Here is a 19,965-nt window from a genome sequence, read left to right as displayed (position 1 = left end):
TATATTTCTTGAAAGGAGGACTCTATACATTATGGATTCGAATCGTTTAAAAGGAATCATTATGGTTGTAATCGGTGCTTGTTTATGGGGCTTGTCTGGAACAGCTGCACAACAACTTTTTCAATATGACAATGTTTCAACCGAATGGTTAGTTACGATCCGTTTACTTATATCTGGAATTATTTTGCTCATTATTTCCTCATTCGGAACGAGAAAAAAAGAGATATTTGGCATTTGGAAACAAAAATCTGATGCTATTAAAATGATTTTGTTCGGTCTATTCGGTATGCTTGCTGTACAGTATACGTATTTCGCTTCAATTAAAGAAGGAAATGCTGCCGTGGCAACATTATTACAATATTTAGCTCCTATATTCATCACTGTATACTTACTTTTCAAATGGAACGTTCGTCCATCAAAAATTGATTTCATTTCAATTACCCTTTCATTAGTAGGTACTTTTCTCTTACTAACAAACGGGTCTGTTCATAACTTGGCTGTTTCTACACCAGCTATTATTTGGGGGATTTTATCTGGATTATCTCTCGCTTTTTATAGTTTATATTCAAAGGAATTGTTAGAAAAATGGTCTTCCTCCGTTATCGTTGGATGGGGCATGATTATTGGGGGTATTGGTGTAACGATTGTACACTTTACTTCTACAAACGAATTCATTTTATTATCAACTATGAAATATGTAAAACTAAGTACCCTACCGCTCATCACATTTGTCGTCATTTTCGGGACACTTATTGCCTTTTATTTATACTTAGACAGCATACGATACCTGACTCCGAAAGAAACAACATTATTTGGTTGCACAGAACCACTCGCAGCTATTATTTCTTCTGTACTTATATTGCAAGTGCCATTTCAATCTTTTCAGTTATTAGGCGCTTTTTGTGTCATTGTAATGGTACTCATCTTAAGCCAAAAGCCGGATGAAGGGAAACAAAAATTAAAGCTTGTTCATGTAAAAAAGGAAAATATACAATGAAAGGATTGAATTCACTATGCCTGTCCCTCAAAATTATATAAAACCAGGAAGAGTTTCAGCAAAATCACTCGTTTTAAATCAACTACAAAATTGGATTATTGAAGGTGTACTGAAGCCCAATGAAAAAATTAATGATGGGGAATTGGCTGAGGCACTAGGAGTAAGCAGAACACCTGTAAGAGAAGCACTTCAAATATTAGAGCTTTCTGGATTAGTGGAAATGGTACCAGGGCAAAAAACGAAAATTGCTCCTATTAAGTTAGACGACGTATCTATCATTTATGAAACGATGGCTGGTCTTCACTCTATTATAGGAAAGCAAGCTCTTCAAAACATTACAGACGCTGATATTCAACTACTTTCTGAAATAAATGAGCATTTTCAGCAATCTATAGAGAAAAAAAACGCAAAACAAGCTTTAGAATTAGATATACAATTCCACAATACAATTTCTTCTATTGCTAAAAACCAATATATTGAACCCTTTCTAGAAAATATGCAACTTCACGTTTTACGTCTTGAATATTTGTTTTTCCAAAACTTTGTTCCAGCAAGTCAATCTATTGAAGAACATCACTCTATCATTCAAGCATTACAGAAGCAGGACGAAAAACAAATGGAACAAATAATGACCCAAAACTGGCTCCGTCCCATGAAAGAAATACAAAAAATAATTTCTACGAAATAAAAGGAGAGCTGGTTACACAAAATCGTAACCAGTTCTCCTTTTACTAATCTATATAGCTATGCCTGGATATTTGCATAATCTTCCATATCTTCGTACTCTTTTTCCAATTCCTCTAAAGACAGCTCGTATAATTGTCGGTCGCGAATCTTAAACACACCTGCTCCAATTAACTCATCAATTAAATGCCTCTTACGATTTTCAACAGCAAAACGGAGTTGACTACTCATCTTTTAAAAAACTCCTTTCTACGATCATTGAAAATGATAATCTTTATCAATTACCACTTCTGATTATAAAAGATGACTCTTTATAAGTAAAGTAATTTCATGAAATATTTACCTTGCAAAGTATTTGTGGCCACATTATATATATGTATGCCGTGCGAAAAATGTTATGACACTTTTTCTTATCCTTTTTCTTTCATACTTTGCAAGTTGTCTCATCATGATTAAATTCACCATCTATTTCTACTTGAATGGTGACATGTTCTACATGAAATTTCTCCTTTAATACATACGTAGCCTCTTTTAATACACTTTGCGTTTCATTCCCTTTAATAATAAGATGACATGTTAATACTTGAAAATCTGATGTGACAGACCATATGTGCAAATCATGAACTTCTTTTACAATCGTAATATTTAATAATGTATTTTTTACCTCTTCAACATTTATGTGCTGTGGTGCACCTTCCATTAATATATGAACCGTATCACGTGTTACACGCCATCCACTAATAATGACTAAAATAGACACAAGAATACTAGCAATCGCATCTGCAGCAGTCCATCCGAAAAATTTAATAAGTAATGCAGCAATGATCGCTCCGACGGAACCCAATAGATCGCCTAGTACGTGCAGGAAAGCACTTCTTAAATTCAAATTACCTTTCACATCTCCGCCTCTCATTAATATCCAGGCTGATAAAATATTAATAAGCAGACCAAGGACTGCAATAATGAGCATCCCATTACTAGCAATCTCAACTGGTTCTTTAAAACGACGGATTGCTTCAATAAAAATGTATACCGAAATGACAATAAGAACGACACCGTTAAATAATGCTGCTAACATTTCGACTCGCTTATATCCATATGTTTTCACAGTTGTTGCTGTTTTTTCTCCGAGCTTAAACGCAAGTAAACTTAAAGCTAAAGATACTGCATCACTTAGCATATGCCCCGCGTCAGATAGTAGTGCTAAGCTATTTGTTACAAATCCACCAATAACTTCTGCAATCATAAAACTTGTTGTTAGTAGGAAGGCAATTAGTAACGCCTTTTTATTTTTTGAATGACCATGATCATGCGAATGTCCCATACTTATACTCCTTTAAGTACAATATCTGTATGTTAGTATGAAACAAACTCCCCATCTTTATCCCGAATTGACTGATTGTAAACGCCCGCTTCCTCTGTATACACACTTCGCTATTTTTTAAACAATCCCTTTTTCTCAAATAAAACAAGACTACTTCTTTTTTATTTTCATATTGTTTACTAATGAAAGAATTTTTAAGGAGGTTACTTAAATGAAACGTTTATTTCTCTGTATGGAACGTGAACTTGTTGTAGTGAAAGAACACAATGATAACTATGAAACGACTTATCACTTACAAAGTATGCAACCTACCTGTATCGCTGTTGATCCGTTCCACCCAAACCGTGTATATTGCGGAACATTTGGACGAGGTCTATGGTTAAGTGACGATAGTGGGGATTCATGGCGACCAATTGGAGATTCTTATCGTTACTTTGATTTCCCTAAAGAAGATGGTATTTTGCACTCCTCTATCACTTCCATAACAATAAGCTCTAATGAACAAGTTAACGGATATGGTGTCGTTTATGTCGGCACAGAACCAAGCGCTTTATTTCGCTCTGAAAATGGTGGTGAAACGTGGACTGAACTTAAAAATATGAAATCATTATTATCTTCTTATACGTGGGCATTTCCGCCTAGACCTTTTACCCATCACGTACGCTGGATTACAGTTGACCCAAACAACCCTAATACAATACACGTTTCAATCGAAGCTGGTGCTGTTATTCAAAGTAACGATAAAGGGCATACATGGATTGATAAAAAATTCGGTGCTCCTATTGATGCTCATCAATTACTTATGCACCCTGAAGCACCAAATCGCCTTTATGCATCATGTGGTGACGGATTTATGGGCGGACCTGATCGTGCTTATCTTGAGAGTTATAACAATGGAAACAGCTGGATCTCATGTAGTGCAGGACTTGAACATCATTATTTATACAGCATGGCAATTGATCCAGCTGATTGTGATACGATTCTCGTTTCTGCCGCGCCAAGTGCTGATCTCGCTCATCATCGTATCCCTTATGAATCTTATATTTATCGAAAAACGAAAGATACTCCGTTCCAGCAAGTACAACAAGGACTACCATCTGCAATCGGTACAGTCATTTCGATGTTTGCTACAAACGAAGCCGAACCACATACGTTCTACACGTTAAATAACAATGGCGTCTTTCAATCCAATGATAGCGGCGAATCGTGGGAACAACTAAACATTCCGTGGAAAGATGAATATAAAACGCAGCATCCGCATGCGTTACTCGTAACTAGTTATTGATGTAAAAAAGACTGCCTAATGGTTTTAGGCAGTCTTTCTTTTATTTCTTTAAGTCGATTACAATATTATCTAACACAATAGCCTGATTGCCTCCCAGTCTTCGAGGTACAAAACGCTCCTTTACTTGTCCTTCAACTATTGTTACCGATTCATAATTTTCAGAAGTGTGGATTCTTAAATTAACGTGAGGTGTTATTATTAACTTAGTAGCGTTCTCATTAAGTTGTTGGAATGTTTTACTCCAATTAAAATTATAAGAATCTTCACCTGAACCTCCATTTCCTTCTCCATAATACTGATTACCTAAATCATCTCTCACTTCTAAATCGACATCTACTCCATCCCATACACCCCTTATCTCTTGAGATACTTCTTGGTTGTAGTATAGAATAAACGAAATTGGTGTTATTTCCATTCTCTCCATATTTACTTTGACACCATCTTTTTCTGTACTACCTCCAATCAATTGCTCTTTATTTTCTATTCCTTTTAGATTAATATTAAAATTCCAATCCCCTTTTATCTCTTCTTCAGTTTCTAAAATGGCTATACTTTGTACAATCCATTCAACATTTACTATAGTTTCTTTACTACCAACTAGATCGCTACTTGTTTTGATTAAACCTGTATATTTTCTATCTGCGACTTTAGTAATTTTATTGCTACCTGATTGGGCACCTGCTCCTTTAATAGTTAAAAAATCCAACGTAATTGGATTCTCGCCTAAATCTCTGTTACTTTCTATAGAATAGTTTATTGATATTGTCTTCCCATCAAAAATCGCATCATTAATCGTTATCTTTATTCCCTTGCTTTCTTTTGTCATATTTAGTACTGTAGCGTATTGTTTATAATTATAATGAGGCTCCATTATCTTCCCTGCGTCAGCTTTAGAGTTTTCATATAACCCTGTTCTACCATTATCTAAAAATCGGAATATGTCACCTACAATTGGCAATCCCCCAGCATATGTAGGAAATCCGATACCGAGTGTTGCAATTGATAATCCTACTAAAATAGATGCAGCAGCGACACCTTTTTTCCAACTTTTCATCTTTTTCTTCGTACGTATCGATTGTTTTACATTTCGTTTTACTTTTTCCTTTTCGATTTCAGAAGTCTCAATTTCCTCTAGTTCTTTTTCATCTATATCAATATCATTTAATAGTTCATAAATGTCTTTCATATTACACTACCTCCAAAACTAATATTCGTAGCATTTTGTTGTAGTTTCTTTTTCCCCCGGTACACTCGATTATCAATTGCTGCCCGAGTTAATCCTAACTGGTCACCTATTTCCTCTGTCTTCATACCAAATAAATATTTCATAATGAACACCTTTTGATCTAGCGGTTCTAATTGATTAATGAGCTTCAATAATTCTTCCCTATCTTCCATAACGATTAATTCGTCTTCCGCTGATTTTTCTGTACTGATATGAAACTCATCTGAAATGATTTCTACTGTTTTAGTCGATTTCCGGTAATAATCAATTGCTTTAAACTTCGCAATCGCTGCAATCCATTTTTTAAAATCACTCGGCTCTCCATGAAATTTATTTGCGTTATTCCAAATGGATAGGAAAATATCATTTACACATTCCTCTATGAGTCCATCATTTTGAACTGGAAGAAGAACTTTATGCGTGATTCCTTTTATGAGTGGTAAGTATGTATCGACAACAAATTCTAACGCGTCTTCTTTTTGCCGCTGTAATCTCTTTATAAAATTTTTCTCATTTGATTTCATGTAGCGATTCCCCTTATTGTTTTGTAAAAGCTTTTACACCCTATATAACGTCTGAGAAAATTTTTTCTCTCATCTTTTTTATTTTTTGTATGTAATGGAATACTTTTCCTTAGCCATTGTCTCACATAACTATGCGTTCAAAGAAAATTTTCTCAAGTCTATAATTTGATTCATGTAGTACACTATTTATATAGTCATCCTTTAACTTAGTGTACATTTTATTTCGTTAATCTACTATTTTAAATTAGGAGATGAGATATTTATGTGTGGAATTACAGGTTGGGTAGATTGGAAAGAAGACCTTTCAAATCAACATGTTATTTTAAAAAAGATGGCAAATAGTATTCAGCATCGTGGTCCGGACGCTGAAGGATTTTGGTTTTCACCTCGCGCAGCTTTTGCACACCGCCGATTAATCGTAATAGATCCTAAAGGAGGAACGCAGCCAAAAACATTTCGTGCTGGTGATTATACGTATGCTCTTACTTATAATGGAGAAATTTATAATTTCCGTGAACTGAGAGAGCAGCTTCAAAAATGTGGGCATGCATTTGAAACACATTCAGATACAGAAGTATTACTACATGCTTATTTAGAATGGAAAGAAGACTGCGTACGACATTTAAACGGAATTTTCGCTTTTGCCTTATGGGATGATCAGAAGCAACAATTGTTTTTAGCACGAGATCATTTAGGTGTAAAACCACTCTTTTTTACAGAAAGAAATGGCAGTATTATTTTCGGCTCTGAAATTAAAGCATTATTAGCGCATCCATCTGTCCCTGCTGAAATTGATGCGAATGGAATAAATGAAATATTTGGATTAGGCTTATTTCGCACTCCAGGATGTGGCGTCTTTAAACATATTCAAGAAGTACGTGCTGGACATTCTATAACATTTACACGTCATAAAAAAGTAGTTACTAAGTATTGGAATTTAGAAAGTAAGTTCCATACAGACTCTATAGAAGATACATCTTCGCATATTTTATCTATTTTACAAGATACAGTAAAAAGACAATTAATTGCCGATGTTCCTCTCGTTTGTATGTTATCAGGCGGATTAGACTCTAGCGGTATTACTGCACTTGCGGGTAAAGAATTTGCTGCTGAAAATAAAACACTTCATACGTATTCTGTTGACTTTGTAAATAGCGCAAAAGATTTCGAACTGACATTTGCTCGCACTGGTTTAGACGCACCTTGGGTAAAACGCGTTTCTGAACATGTAGGGACAGCGCATCATGATATTATTGTGAATGCTGAAGAATTAGCAAATCACTTATTCGTTCCCCTTCATGCGAAAGATTTACCGAGTGCTGGTGAAATGGAAACTTCACTATATTTACTATTTTGCGAAATGAAAAAAGATGCGACCGTAGCTTTATCCGGCGAATCAGCTGATGAAGTATTCGGTGGATATCCTTGGTTTCATCAAGAAGAACTACTATATGTAGATAAGTTTCCTTGGCTAACAAATTGGAAAAATACATCTCCTCTTCTACTAAATGAAGTAAGTAACCAATGTAATCTAGAAGACTATATTGATACACGATTCCAAGAAGCGATACTTGAAGTACCTACTCTTGAAGGCGAAAGTAAAAAATCCGCGAAACAACGTCAAATGTTTTATTTATTTTTAACAAGATTCCTTCCTTTCTTACTTGACCGTAAAGATCGTATGAGTATGGCTGTTGGATTTGAAGTTCGTGTACCGTTTTGCGATTATAGATTAGTTGAATATTTATGGAATGTTCCTTTCAACATAAAAAGTATTGATAATATCGAAAAAGGCATTTTACGTAGAGCACTACAACCAGCTTTACCTGACGATGTACGCAATAGAAGAAAAAGCGCTTATCCAACTTCACAAGATCCACACTACTTACAAACAATCCGTAATTTAACACTTGATATGTGTAACAATAAAAACAATCCTATTTTCTCACTTATTAATCATTCCATCTTACTTTCAATTGCTGATCAAAGTAATAAAGAGATTAACAATTTTGAAGCAAGAAGTGCCATGGAGTATATGCTACAAGTAAATGAATGGTTAAAAACATATCATATCCATATTGCTTAACAAAAAGGAGTTCAAGGATAAAAGCCTTGAACTCCTTTTATATTAATTAGCACATTGTTTATTATCAGTATCAATAGACCATCCAATAATCGTGGCACAATCTCTACCTTTCCACTGCAGTACATTTGTTAATACTGGCTCAATCTGTAAGCTATTCCCGTCATGTAATACTTCTACTAAAGATTGATCATCATCAAACTTTCGTTTGTCACACTCTAAAATGCCATCTGTTGCCATTACAATGTGATTCATTCCTTTTTCTAATCCTCTTACACCTGACGTAAAGCAAGGTGTATTTGCTGCAAAAATATTTTTCCTGCCAATATATTCGTAATTTTTCCGTTTATTTAATCGTCCTTTTCCATTTTTTGTTTTCTCAGAATGGAATAAATACGCGAAACAATCACCAACTGATAACCAATATAAAAATTCGCCTTTTCGTAAACAAATTAAGCAAGCGAGTTCCTCATCATCTTGATCACACTTTTTAATAAATAACTCATCTGTAAATAACGCTAATAAGTACATATGTGTATGATGAAAAGCTAAATGTATTGGATAGGAAAATAACTCTTTTAATTTCTCTTTTCTTTCTGAAATCGCTTCTATTATATAATCAATATTTTTTGTTTTGTGGTGTGTATCAAAAATCATAACAAATTCAAATTGTAATTCAGGATCCCACCAAGCAAGCACCGCATCTCCTCGTTCATATGCATCACTTTCTTGATTTCCCCCATATACGCCGACTGAAAGAGGACCACATTTTTCAACATGTATTTCATCTACATACATCTGTTCATGACTCATCCATTTGAATGTATTCACAGCTATCATCCTCTCTCTTGCTAAATGTATACCTTTACACATAGATTACCTTATATTTCAATAAAAATAAACTTTTTCAACATTTTTTATCCAAATAAAAGGATTTTATTTCTAAAATGACGAATATATCTTACTATACGATATAAAAAGGGGATTTATTATTATGAACAACATTAATCAACATTGGGAGAGCATTTATTATCACTTACGATACGAATACGAGGACAACCTTTCCCACCAAGCAATTCGTATTTTACAAATCGTTTCTCGTGAGAAAGATATAACAATTGGAAAAGTCGCTACTGAGCTTAGTCTTTCTCATAACACAGCATCTGAACATATAAAGCGCCTTATTCAAAAGGGTTTCATCGTTAAAGAGAGAAATAAAAAAGATGAAAGAGTGGTAAACCTTACATTAACAATCGAAGGAATTGAAGTATTAGAAAAACATACTTTACTAGATAAAGAAAAGATAAAAATATTAGAATCACAGTTATCAAAAGAAGAACAACAATTAATTGAAAAAGCATTTTCCTTATTAGCGAAGGAGGCAAAATATGCATTTCCTCGTTAAAGTAATCGTTTCGGCACTTATTATCGGCGTTATTACTGAAGTCGCCAAACATTATAGTACGATAGGTGGCTTTATTGCTGCCCTTCCTCTCGTGAGTTTACTTAGTCTATTTTGGATTTCATTTGAAGGCGGGAATAAACAAGAATTGAGTGAATTTGCTTTAGGGGTATTATATGGATTCCCCGCATCAGCACTACTATTATTTATTGTCTATATTGGTTTAAAAAATTCATTTACACTTAGTACATCTGTCCTACTCGGTATAGGTGTTTGGTGTATCGTTTTTGCTTGTCAAAAATTATTTCAAGCTTAGGAGGAATTAACATTCATAAATTTGTAGAAATAATGGGGCAAAATATAGAAGTACATATAAAAGGAGGTGGTAAACAAACTGTAGTCATTCAAACCGGAATGACTTGCTCATTTTATGATTGGCTTCCTATTATAAAAAAGCTTTCACAGCACTTTACAGTCGTTTCATACCATCGCCCAGGTTACGGGAAAAGTGAGCTAGGAAATCAGCCACGTACAATAAGGCAAGTTACAAAAGAGCTACATATGTTACTAAACAAACTAGCTATTCAAGAGCCATTTATTCTAATCGGTCATTCCTATGGAGGCTTATGTGCACAACATTTTGCGATGTTACATGAAGATAAGCTGCAAGCACTTATTTTAGTTGATTCTACTTCGATGAACTTACACTGTTTAGATGAACTTCATTTACCAATTTCTGATCAAATTGATTCTGATGATGTTTGGTTTCAAAAATATAATATATATTCCAAAATGGATGTAGACACACTTTATAATGAACTAAAACCTATTCTCACCGATCAATCAAAACAGCAAATTGAATTCTCTACCTCGCCTCCACTATATAAAGCGACAGCTTCTGAATTATCAGAGTGGAAAAACTGTGCTCTCTCACTAAAAGAGCTATATAAAACATTAGAAATACCATTAATCGTTATCGGTAGAGATCCTCATTATTCTATTAATCAGTTGACTGAGGGTGGCATGCCAAAAGAGGAAGCGACACAACTTGAATCAATGTGGCAAGAACTGATCCATGAACAATTACAACTCTCCATACATAGCCAATATATACTTGCCGAACATGCTGGTCACGGAATCGAAATTGATCGGCCTGATATTATTATTGAGGCTGTTCAATCTCTATAAATAAAAAAAGGAAGCAACTAAAGTTGCTTCCTTACTTATCTATTCATAATCTTCTTCATCATCGATTTCTTCGTAATACGCATTCCCATTACTTACATAAATAGGGCCATTCGCAACATCAATACGTAATACCCATGCCCATGGCACAGCTAAACGCTTATGTATTGCTCGCCAAAAGCTCATTGATTTTCTTTCGTACTCCTGGAACTCCTGAAGTAACTCTTTATAGGAGGAACCGTCTAACTGAATATTTGCTTCTAGCAAACGAGAATGGGCATAGTACTGCAGCTCTAGTTCAGCAGCAATTTCCATTTCTTCTTCTGTTGCCATACCAATAATTGTTCCATCTGCTGGTGCAATTTCATATACGTTGTGAACTTCAATAAGCCCTTCTTTCTCTTTCTCAAACATGTAAACAGCCTCCTTTAACATATATTTTTTATGTTACAAAGTCATACTTCTACAATAACTTCTCTCTTTCCTCTTTTTTTGATAAACTTTTACAAAATATTTAACCGATGACCTGTTTTCTCTATTCTTTCAGCAGAAATGAAACGATTTTTATCAAAATTTAATTTATACACATCAGGCATATGAAGTGTTTTCCAAAACTCCAAATCATATTTCGAATTAAAATAATTCATTAGTAATACCATAATATTTCCATGCGTGCCTATTACAATATTCTTACCTTCATATTTTCTTAATATATTTTGTATACATATTACAGCGCGCTTTTGTGCTACAGTATTCGATTCTCCGCCTTCGTATGCAAAACTCCAATCTTTCCACACATTCTGCATAGCATCATTAAAATTTGATACTGGCTCTGTGCTCAATAATCTTTCACGCAAATCTTCTTCAGTTTGTATTGATAATTTATATGTATTCGCAATTCCTTGTACAGTTTGGATTGCTCTTTTGTAAGGACTAGAAATAACAACATCAATATGTTTATCTTTTAATAAATGCGTTACATTTTCTGCATCACAGTGCCCTTTTTCAGATAAAGGTCGTTCCCGTTCTTCTTTTGTATATGTAGAATGGGCATGGCGAACGAAATATATTGTTGTCATTTTTTAACCTCCTTTCTTATTTTCCATCTATATTCAATAATAAGATTGGAAAATCCTGTATTACAAAAGAGCACTTTTCATAAGTGCCCCTTTGTTTACATAATAAAATTATTTCATTATAATTTATTTCTAAACTCTTCATCTGTTATAGCATCTTGAATAAAATAATCTATATTATTTCTCAGTTTTTGATATGAAACTTGATCTTCTATATCGTTAAACATAATGACAATTTCTACTTTATTCCCTTTCTTATCTGTAGTATACAAGCTTTTTGTCAATACGAATGCGGTAGAACCACCTTTTTGACCAGCATATTCGAACTTACTATTTTTAACTGTTCCTTTGAAAATGTTCTCGATCTCTTCTTGCATTGATTTTGGAAAATAATTTCTACTATTTATCTTTTCCATTATACTCATATAATCTTTAGCGTTTGCACCCACTAATCGATCTGACCAAATTCGCTGAAATTCCATATCTACCTTTAATGGGATATCCCGTTTCTTCCATGCTTCTTCATCTTTCATCCATTCATGAATTTGTAACACATGTTTATTATACTCATCCTTTGACATGTTACGTATCATTTCTAATGATTGATTTTCTGGCTCATGAAGCTCATTTTCTACATACCCTCTCATATATAGTGAAGCAGTATACGAAGAGAACTTGTCATGACTAGTAAGCTCTAACTCTTTTATACTTTCATTTACTCTTTCTAATCCAAGCTTATCTAATAAATATGTTGTATTTGCATTAGAACTATAATGAATCATCCCTTTAGCGACTTCTTCTAAAGAAATTTTTCCGTTTTTCACTAATCCTCTCACTTTGGCATCTTCTAACCAGTCAGGATGTGCTCCACCATCAGTGTTTTTAACATAATATTTTTCTAGCTCCTGCAATGAAATTTGTTCATCTTTACTTATTTTCCCTTCTGATACTTGTTTAGCAAATTCAACTGCTATTACGATTTTTGCTGTACTCGCTAAAGGCAATTTTACATTTTCATTTATAGATGTTAGTATTTCCCCATTTTTTCTAATCAGTAATGAACATGTTTTATCACTTTTATGTTCTTTTATGTACTTTAATACGTAATTCGGATCTTCTTTTGACAAGTAGTACTTCATAATAACAAAGAAAGCTATAACGGCTACTATAATGACTCCTGCAACAATTCCTATAATCTTTAATATGTTCACAATATACCTCCTCTAACAAATTTCCTTCTATATCATAATTATACCGAATGAAATTACAAAATTATACAAAACATATTGACTCTTCCTACACACAAAGAATCATTATTTTATTTCACACTGTATTGTATGGAAAATCTCATGAATATGTCTAACTTTCACATAACAAAAAAACATGCCTTCATTAGGAAAGCACGTTTTGTGATATTCTTCACATTTTTTAGTTAAAAAATAAATGTTTACTTACCATGATGTAACATTAAATCACTAAGTTCTTCTTCAATGTGATTTAATTTCGCAACGCCTTCTTTCCATTTATGAATATAACGTGAAACCCCAACAAAAAACAAAACAATAATTGTGGAAAGAATAATACCATATACAATTGCTACAGTACTCATAGTTACACTTCCTTATAATTAGTAATGTGGTTATTAGTTATATTTTTATTATAAACCTTTTTCTTTTAAAATACTTCAATTTCAACTTTTTGTAACAAAATTGATTTTTCTAATATTTCGTTCGTAAAAATGGCATATTTTTCACAAATTATACAAAACTTCACCATATGTACTATTACCATATGAGTTATATTATTAAATAGAATAAAGGGGATGATATACTATGACGCCTTGGTTTATTGTAATGTTAGTTGTATTTGGAGCATTTAAAATTATCGTTTCTAGCCTTCCTAACTCTGTTATTGAATCCATTATTAGTCGCTTTGAAACACATCCACAACTGGAAGAAGAGAATGTGACTGTTACAATGAACGGAAATAACTTAGTAGGCGAAAAGAAATCAAAAATTATTCATGATTTTAACGAAGGTTTATTTTTAGATCGCTATTATGCACCGCCACACAATGAGGGTACTCCTTTAATTATCAATGCAAAACGTGGTAAAAAAGATTTCACATTTTATATTTATAGTCATGAAGAGCATGTTGATGTTGTAAAACAATATAAAAAGAAGGTAGTTGCTTATAGTTTACGCTCTAAAAACCTTCAAAATAGTGATATGTTCGTGTCAGCTGACTTAGCTTAATACTCATATATTAGAAAAAGGAATCCACGAAATATGGATTCCTTTTTTCTCATTTACTGAAAAATAAGCTCTGTCTTCAAACTATCTTTCGGTAACAACCAGCCTTTTTTCTCTAAACTCGCCATTAATAATTCCCTTTGCTTTGTCGCAATACTTTCTTCATTTGTTTTAAATGACACTTCTATTACGAAGTCATCTTCTAATTTTCCGGTATTACTTAATGGCCAAATTTCAATATTTGCTTTTATGTTTTCAAACTCTCCTGTATATCGTTGCATTAATACAGGACCGTAAATACGGGAATTCTTTAACATCTCTTCTCCCCAATTTGTATACAACCATTTGTTCATTTTCCCTGGTAATTTTTCTATTAACATTTTTTGAGCAGCTTGTTTATTTGGTAAATCAAGTATTCCATATCCTTTAGCACTGTAACTTTTCTTATTTGAAATGCTTAATGTTTTCTTCTCAAATCCCCAATCTATTTCCGCCTCATAACTATCCGTATTACTATCGAATCCTTCTTTTTTAGCTACTTCTAGTGCATCTTGAATTACACCATTTGGAATAGGATATCTTTTTTTATATGTTAGTTCAAAATCTTTACTAAATTCTTTCTTTCGAATTCTAGCGAACCAACCTTCCTCACTTAAACTTTTATTTGCAGTATCTAAAAATTGCACTTGTATTCTTTCATATTTTGTACCAGCTTGGAAATGTTCTAGCACCTCTTGCTTCATCTCTTTGTTATCACCTAATACTTGTTCTGGCTTCAATAATAACTTTACTTCAAAACTAGGTTTCATTGGACTAGCAGCAAACCCTTCCTTAACGTTATAAAGGAAACAACAAAAGAAAATGCTTACGAATACAAATACTTTTTTCATATACCTATCCCCTTTGCATTTTAAATGACTTCTATACGTTCCATTGCAAGTGAATATACATTTTCATATCCTGCTGTACTTAGCTTCTGTTGTAATCGATCCGTATCCTCTTTCAAAGCGTGCACTAGCACCGTATGTTCTGGTAATAATGTATTTAACATCTTTTTAACGTCTCTTATACTTTGGTGAACTTTATACGAAACTCGATTCACCCTACATGTATTCCTTACATGCTCTTTCATAACTTTTTCTGCAAAACTCCCTTTCGCAATATGCCCAGTAAAAATAACGGCATTCCGCTTTTCATTCCGAAGCTGTTCATAGTATAACTGTGCTCGTTTCGTTTGCATATTCGCATCACTCATTACAACTATTCCGTAACTATTTTGCATACTAATGTCATTATCCATCACTATTATGTTTCTTTTTAAACTCTCCATAATCCATTTAAGTTCTTCATTATTTTTTATCCAATCTTTATATACGAACATCTCTTCAAATCCAGCCAAAATTTCTTTATCTACTATAAGCGGAAATTCTTTATATCGTTCATATAAATACAATACTATATCTTGCGCCCTACCAAGTTGTGGCAGCGGTAATAATGCTATTCCTTCATTTTGCATAACTCGTTCAATTTCTGCACATAGGTCGTCTAATCTTTCATTTTGCGAAACATCATCTGTGTGATAAGCGGCATCTACAATTGCAACTTTTATATTGTGGCCCAATTTCTCAGGTAAATTAGCTCGTAGTATATTAGACTCTGCTGAATAATCGCCTGAATAAAATACGTATGTATTACACATATCAACTAAAAACCAAACAGCTCCTAATACATGCCCACTATACCCCCACTGAAACCGCAATGTAGGAGTAATTTGTACCCATTCATTTGGATTGCTAATCTCATCAATACATACATAATTTAAATCTTTTATATTTTGGTCGCTATAAGGTAAATTCCACCCTTGCATCACATTATAGTTTCTCCATTTTTCATAATATAACGGCAGTTGCTCCTTCGTATAACGAGTCGTCCAAATTTTTTTCTTATAGCCATACTTCGCTAATAAAGGTAAACCCATCGTATGATCTTCATGAATATGTGATAAAAATACCGCATCTAAAAATGGAACAGCTTCTCTCTCTATTTTTGGATAACCATTCTCATAAGATCGATTAATACCACAATCAAATACTATTTTCGTCTCTTTATTTTTTACAAAATAGCAAGAGCGACCGTACTCTCCTGCTCCTCCCCATACTTCTACCCTCATCATGCTACCCCTTTTCGCTTTTGCTCCATATGTTGCAGCAGTAATAAGCACATTGTTGTAAGTCCAACAGAAACAACGGCCATCGCCATGCCTATAGATACTTCACCCTGTTCAAATTGAGCAAAAATAAACGTTGCTGACGTTTCTACTGATGGAGGTAATACGAGAAGCGATGCTACTAACTCTCTTATCGAAATTGTAAATGTCATCGCCCATCCAGCAAGAATGCCTGGGATAATAAGAGGCAATATTATTTTTCTAAAAATATAAATATAATTTCCAGAAAAAACACTTCCTGCCTGCATGAGAGAATCATCAATTTGTCCGAGTGATGATTTTACATATTGCACCGTGTAAGGTAAAAACAGAACAACATACGTTACGATAACCATGATTGGTGTATTGTAAATTGACATAGGCATATATGGTGAATTCCAAAATAGAATAAGACCTACAACCATAACGATTCCTGGTACCATATTCGGTAACATACCGCACATATCAAGCCATTTTTCAGAGTTTTTTTTCCCCTTTCGAATCATAAGTGCCAAAAAGACTCCAATCATTACCGCAATAATCGCTGTTACTAGTGAAAAAAGAAAACTATTCCATAAAGCCTCTAATCCCGGAGATCCCATTGTAAACAATGCCTCATAATGGCTTGTTGTAAAGTTATTTACATGTAAACCGTCGCCTCTTAATTTTGACAAAGATGCAATAAGTATAGAAAAGTATGGAATTCCAATTGATACGATTAATAAGCCAATTACATACATCCATGCTACAACACGTGTAAATATAGACAAAGTATATCTTTTAGATTTCACACCTTTTCCACTAACCATTGCATATGAATACTTTCGATTCAATACATTTTGCATATACCAAATGAGCATACAAGCACTAAGTAATAAAGAAGATAATGCTGTTGCACTACTAAAATCAATAGGCCAACTCGAAATAAATTTATGGATTTCTGATGTTAACACGTGGAATCCTATTCTACGTCCGAATGTAGCCGGTGTTCCAAATTCAGCAATCGTCTTTACGAAAATGAGTAAAGCACCCATTACATAACTTGATACTAATAACGGCAATATTATTTTTCTTAAGCGATAGAAAAAACTTCCGCCATGAACTGCTGCAGCATCTTCTTTACTACTCCCAATCTGAAGTAACGTGTTTTTCAGCATGAAATAAAGGAATGGGAATAAATGCAGACTCATAATTAATACCATACCTCCTAAACTAAAAAACGATGATGAAACTGTCTTTAGCATCGGGAAAAATTGTTCAAAATAGCCGTTAGGTTGCATGAACAAAATCCAGCCCATCGATCCAATATACGGCGGTGTCATAAATGGAATCATAAAAACAATATCTAACTTACTATACTTTCCTACATCTGTTTTGCTCATAATAAATGCCAATGGAAATGCAAATATTGTAGCTCCTATTACAACGAGTACACCTAGAAGCATCGAATTTAGAAAAATTCCAGCTAATCCACCACTCTGCATCACTTCAAAAGGCTTTAAAAAATTCCAACTGCTATTTTCATATACACTAGAAAATAAAATAAGAAAAAGTGGAATGACGATTAACATCGCCACAAGTAATAATGCTACCGTCATTCCAAATTGTCTTACTGATACGAATCGATTTACCATGGAATCACCATCTTATTGAAATACTTTCTTAAATTGTTTTCCTATTTCATCTTGCTCTTTCTCAACTGTTTTCCAATCAATATTTAATACTGGAATCTCTTCTACATTTGGTCTATTTTCAGCTTTTATATCTGTTCTACCCGGCAATAAATACGCTTTAGAAACTTGTTTTTGTACATCATCGGATAACAAATAATCAATAAACTCTTTTGCACCTTCAACATTTTTACTATCCTTCATAATCCCCGCTGCACGTGGGCTAATAACTGTTCCGCTTTTTGGATATACGATATCAACAGGTTCACCCTTTGCTTTTGCGCTATACGTCATATAATCAACACCCGCAATGACCATATCTTTCGCACCTGTTACAACTGGGTCTAACGCTTCCTGGTTTGCTCCTGCTACTGTAACTTCATTTTTCTTAAGCTGCTCAAATAAATTCCATCCATCTTGTCCATTCTTTTTCACGTATCCTGTTACAAAGTCTAAAGCTGAACCTGAAAGTGCTGGATCTGGAAGATTCACTTTCCCTTTCCATTCTCCTTTCGTTATATCGCTCCAATCTTCAGGCGCCGTCTTCACATTTTTTGTATTGTACACAATCCCTAATGCTGAAGCACTATACCCGAAATAATGTCCTTTATCATCTGACCATTCAGAACGCAGCTTATCAGCTTGTTTCGCCTCTTTATAAGCTAACGTTTGACCTTCTTTCTTTAATCCTTCCATCGCTGGTAAGGAAGCGAGTACGACAACGTCAACGACTGGATTTTTCTTTTCAGCTTCCATTCTCGCTAAAATTTTACCAGTTGTCCCTTGAAACATTTCCACCTTTATACCAGTTTTCTTTTCAAAGTCTTTTTGAATTTTTTCTGCTAATCCTTTTGGCCCTGCACTATATACAACAATTTTCTTTTCATTCGTATTTTCACTTTTTGCATCTGCATTACCTGTCTTTGAACTACAACCTGTTACTACAGTAGAAAATAGTAAAGTACATACAAATAAAGACTTAAGCGAACTGAATTTCTTCATACGATTCTCCCCCTATATGATGAATACATTTTTTTGGCACATATAAAGATACTGGTTTCCCGATGCTTAGCTTACTATTGTGATAGGCTGTCCAGATGCCTAAAGTCCCCATATTTACTTTCACTTCATAACGTTCTCCTACATATATAACGTGCTGAATTTCACCTGTATACATTTCGCACACATCATTTTTTGTCCAACTCACATGCTCTGGACGAATCATTTTTTCACCCTCTACAAGCCAATTCGCCTTACCAACAAATTTGGCAACAAATTCATGAGACGGTTTCACATAAATATCTTCCGGTGTTCCTTTTTGTAATACTTCTCCTTGTTTCATGACAATAATTTGGTCTGACATTGACATTGCTTCTGTTTGATCGTGAGTGACATACAGTGCAGTTAAACCAATGGAATGAACGATATCCATAAGCTCTATTCTCATTTCTTCTCGCAAAATTGCATCGAGTGCACTTAGCGGTTCATCAAACAAAATAAAATGAGGTTTTGTTACAATTGCTCTAGCGAATGCGACACGTTGTTGCTGTCCACCAGAAAGTTCATGTGGATACCTTTTCTCCATACCTTGCAGGCGAACTCGCTTTATCGCATCCTCTACTTTTTCTCGTAAATGATTCGTTTGTTTTGTAGCCCTTAAACCAAATGCAACATTTTCAAAAACAGTCATGTGCGGCCATAAAGCAAAATCTTGAAATATCATACCGATATTCCGTTCATGAGGAGATGTCTTTATCTTTTTTGTAGCAGAATACATGCACTGCTCTCCAAAATATATTTCTCCCTTATCTGGGTCTTCAAGTCCTGCTATCATTCTAAGTAAAGTCGTTTTCCCACATCCTGAAGGTCCTAAAAGTGTAGTGAATTCCCCTTGTTTCATTACAATCTGCAATGGCTTTAACGCTTGTGTTTTTCCAAATGTTTTTTCTAATCCACTAATTATAATATCCATCGTTTCACCTCTCTCCCCTCATTCTTAACCTGCTTTCATTCTATATGGAAGATTTATACTGAATGTTAATGTACTGTAAA

The 19,965-nt window shown here is 34.0% G+C and carries 23 protein-coding genes; 8 read left to right on the top strand and 15 right to left on the bottom strand.

The window, feature by feature from the left end; translation table 11 throughout:
* The first annotated feature begins 31 nt into the window (after positions 1 to 31).
* Entirely contained in the window at positions 32 to 997 is a 966-nt protein-coding gene (locus tag AXW78_RS08280) for a DMT family transporter (RefSeq protein ID WP_000378091.1), read from the top strand.
* 16 nt (positions 998 to 1,013) lie between these two features.
* Complete coding sequence (locus AXW78_RS08275; protein ID WP_061883983.1) at positions 1,014 to 1,685, top strand: GntR family transcriptional regulator; 672 nt, start codon at positions 1,014 to 1,016, stop codon at positions 1,683 to 1,685.
* A gap of 56 nt (positions 1,686 to 1,741) precedes the next feature.
* On the opposite strand, the gene fbpA is transcribed toward AXW78_RS08275, so the two are convergent.
* Together fbpA and AXW78_RS08265 are read right to left on the bottom strand one after the other, a co-directional pair.
* Positions 1,742 to 1,912: a Fur-regulated basic protein FbpA gene (gene fbpA, locus AXW78_RS08270; protein WP_000098302.1), complete on the bottom strand. Its 171-nt coding sequence runs from the start codon at positions 1,910 to 1,912 to the stop codon at positions 1,742 to 1,744.
* A 193-nt stretch (positions 1,913 to 2,105) separates the two neighbouring features.
* Complete coding sequence (locus AXW78_RS08265) at positions 2,106 to 3,005, bottom strand: cation diffusion facilitator family transporter (protein ID WP_061883982.1); 900 nt, start codon at positions 3,003 to 3,005, stop codon at positions 2,106 to 2,108.
* A gap of 211 nt (positions 3,006 to 3,216) precedes the next feature.
* Between AXW78_RS08265 and AXW78_RS08260 the strand changes: the two genes are divergently transcribed.
* Positions 3,217 to 4,290, top strand: coding sequence for a WD40/YVTN/BNR-like repeat-containing protein (locus tag AXW78_RS08260; protein ID WP_000825305.1), 1,074 nt, complete (start codon positions 3,217 to 3,219; stop codon positions 4,288 to 4,290).
* Between the two features lie 40 nt (positions 4,291 to 4,330).
* Here the strand turns inward: AXW78_RS08260 and AXW78_RS08255 are convergent, their stop codons facing one another.
* Positions 4,331 to 5,476 (bottom strand): DUF4179 domain-containing protein, encoded by a 1,146-nt coding sequence (locus tag AXW78_RS08255; protein ID WP_046945475.1) that lies wholly within the window; start codon positions 5,474 to 5,476, stop codon positions 4,331 to 4,333.
* Positions 5,473 to 6,039 (bottom strand): sigma-70 family RNA polymerase sigma factor, encoded by a 567-nt coding sequence (locus AXW78_RS08250; protein WP_061883981.1) that lies wholly within the window; start codon positions 6,037 to 6,039, stop codon positions 5,473 to 5,475. Before AXW78_RS08250 ends, AXW78_RS08255 begins: the two co-directional genes overlap by 4 nt.
* Positions 6,040 to 6,301: 262 nt before the next feature.
* Between AXW78_RS08250 and asnB the strand changes: the two genes are divergently transcribed.
* A complete protein-coding gene (gene asnB, locus AXW78_RS08245; protein ID WP_000333946.1) occupies positions 6,302 to 8,125 on the top strand; it encodes an asparagine synthase (glutamine-hydrolyzing) in 1,824 nt (607 codons plus the stop codon).
* Between the two features lie 42 nt (positions 8,126 to 8,167).
* Here asnB and AXW78_RS08240 read toward each other — a convergent pair whose 3' ends face one another.
* Positions 8,168 to 8,995, bottom strand: a complete 828-nt coding sequence (locus AXW78_RS08240) for a PP2C family serine/threonine-protein phosphatase (protein ID WP_002163920.1) — start codon at positions 8,993 to 8,995, stop codon at positions 8,168 to 8,170.
* Between the two features lie 121 nt (positions 8,996 to 9,116).
* Here AXW78_RS08240 and AXW78_RS08235 point away from each other — a divergent pair, with 121 nt between their 5' ends.
* From AXW78_RS08235 to AXW78_RS08225, 3 genes are read left to right on the top strand one after another with little or no spacing between them, the layout of a single operon-like run.
* Positions 9,117 to 9,527 (top strand): MarR family winged helix-turn-helix transcriptional regulator, encoded by a 411-nt coding sequence (locus AXW78_RS08235; RefSeq protein WP_001059785.1) that lies wholly within the window; start codon positions 9,117 to 9,119, stop codon positions 9,525 to 9,527.
* On the top strand, positions 9,511 to 9,840 hold the full coding sequence (locus AXW78_RS08230) for a DUF3147 family protein (RefSeq protein WP_000545629.1): 330 nt from the start codon (positions 9,511 to 9,513) through the stop codon (positions 9,838 to 9,840). Before AXW78_RS08235 ends, AXW78_RS08230 begins: the two co-directional genes overlap by 17 nt.
* On the top strand, positions 9,801 to 10,712 hold the full coding sequence (locus AXW78_RS08225; RefSeq protein ID WP_002163919.1) for an alpha/beta fold hydrolase: 912 nt from the start codon (positions 9,801 to 9,803) through the stop codon (positions 10,710 to 10,712). Before AXW78_RS08230 ends, AXW78_RS08225 begins: the two co-directional genes overlap by 40 nt.
* Before the next feature lie 39 nt (positions 10,713 to 10,751).
* On the opposite strand, the gene AXW78_RS08220 is transcribed toward AXW78_RS08225, so the two are convergent.
* The 5 genes from AXW78_RS08220 to AXW78_RS31885 form a co-directional block, all read right to left on the bottom strand.
* Entirely contained in the window at positions 10,752 to 11,123 is a 372-nt protein-coding gene (locus AXW78_RS08220) for a hypothetical protein (protein WP_000461766.1), read from the bottom strand.
* A gap of 89 nt (positions 11,124 to 11,212) precedes the next feature.
* Entirely contained in the window at positions 11,213 to 11,788 is a 576-nt protein-coding gene (locus AXW78_RS08215) for a histidine phosphatase family protein (RefSeq protein ID WP_000208269.1), read from the bottom strand.
* Between the two features lie 116 nt (positions 11,789 to 11,904).
* Positions 11,905 to 12,996: a serine hydrolase gene (locus tag AXW78_RS08210; RefSeq protein WP_061883980.1), complete on the bottom strand. Its 1,092-nt coding sequence runs from the start codon at positions 12,994 to 12,996 to the stop codon at positions 11,905 to 11,907.
* A 236-nt stretch (positions 12,997 to 13,232) separates the two neighbouring features.
* A complete protein-coding gene (locus tag AXW78_RS08205) occupies positions 13,233 to 13,394 on the bottom strand; it encodes a hypothetical protein (protein WP_000108701.1) in 162 nt (53 codons plus the stop codon).
* 65 nt (positions 13,395 to 13,459) lie between these two features.
* Positions 13,460 to 13,576, bottom strand: coding sequence for a hypothetical protein (locus AXW78_RS31885; protein ID WP_002011946.1), 117 nt, complete (start codon positions 13,574 to 13,576; stop codon positions 13,460 to 13,462).
* Between the two features lie 41 nt (positions 13,577 to 13,617).
* Here AXW78_RS31885 and AXW78_RS08200 point away from each other — a divergent pair, with 41 nt between their 5' ends.
* Positions 13,618 to 14,040 (top strand): YfmQ family protein, encoded by a 423-nt coding sequence (locus AXW78_RS08200; RefSeq protein WP_061883979.1) that lies wholly within the window; start codon positions 13,618 to 13,620, stop codon positions 14,038 to 14,040.
* A 53-nt stretch (positions 14,041 to 14,093) separates the two neighbouring features.
* Here the strand turns inward: AXW78_RS08200 and AXW78_RS08195 are convergent, their stop codons facing one another.
* From AXW78_RS08195 to AXW78_RS08175, 5 genes are read right to left on the bottom strand one after another with little or no spacing between them, the layout of a single operon-like run.
* Entirely contained in the window at positions 14,094 to 14,927 is an 834-nt protein-coding gene (locus AXW78_RS08195) for a hypothetical protein (RefSeq protein WP_000755312.1), read from the bottom strand.
* A gap of 20 nt (positions 14,928 to 14,947) precedes the next feature.
* Positions 14,948 to 16,210 (bottom strand): MBL fold metallo-hydrolase, encoded by a 1,263-nt coding sequence (locus AXW78_RS08190; protein ID WP_061883978.1) that lies wholly within the window; start codon positions 16,208 to 16,210, stop codon positions 14,948 to 14,950.
* Positions 16,207 to 17,877: an ABC transporter permease gene (locus AXW78_RS08185; RefSeq protein WP_000248139.1), complete on the bottom strand. Its 1,671-nt coding sequence runs from the start codon at positions 17,875 to 17,877 to the stop codon at positions 16,207 to 16,209. Before AXW78_RS08185 ends, AXW78_RS08190 begins: the two co-directional genes overlap by 4 nt.
* 12 nt (positions 17,878 to 17,889) lie before the next feature.
* Positions 17,890 to 18,915 carry an ABC transporter substrate-binding protein gene (locus AXW78_RS08180; RefSeq protein ID WP_000714713.1) on the bottom strand — a complete coding sequence of 342 codons (1,026 nt, stop codon included), beginning with the start codon at positions 18,913 to 18,915 and terminating at the stop codon, positions 17,890 to 17,892.
* Positions 18,893 to 19,885, bottom strand: a complete 993-nt coding sequence (locus AXW78_RS08175) for an ABC transporter ATP-binding protein (protein ID WP_061883977.1) — start codon at positions 19,883 to 19,885, stop codon at positions 18,893 to 18,895. Before AXW78_RS08175 ends, AXW78_RS08180 begins: the two co-directional genes overlap by 23 nt.
* Positions 19,886 to 19,965: the final 80 nt, after the last annotated feature.

Source organism: Bacillus thuringiensis (assembly GCF_001595725.1).
Lineage (GTDB): Bacteria > Bacillota > Bacilli > Bacillales > Bacillaceae_G > Bacillus_A > Bacillus_A thuringiensis_K.
The sequence above is the reverse complement of the archived record's forward strand: the minus strand, read 5'-3'. Positions and strand labels throughout refer to the sequence as shown.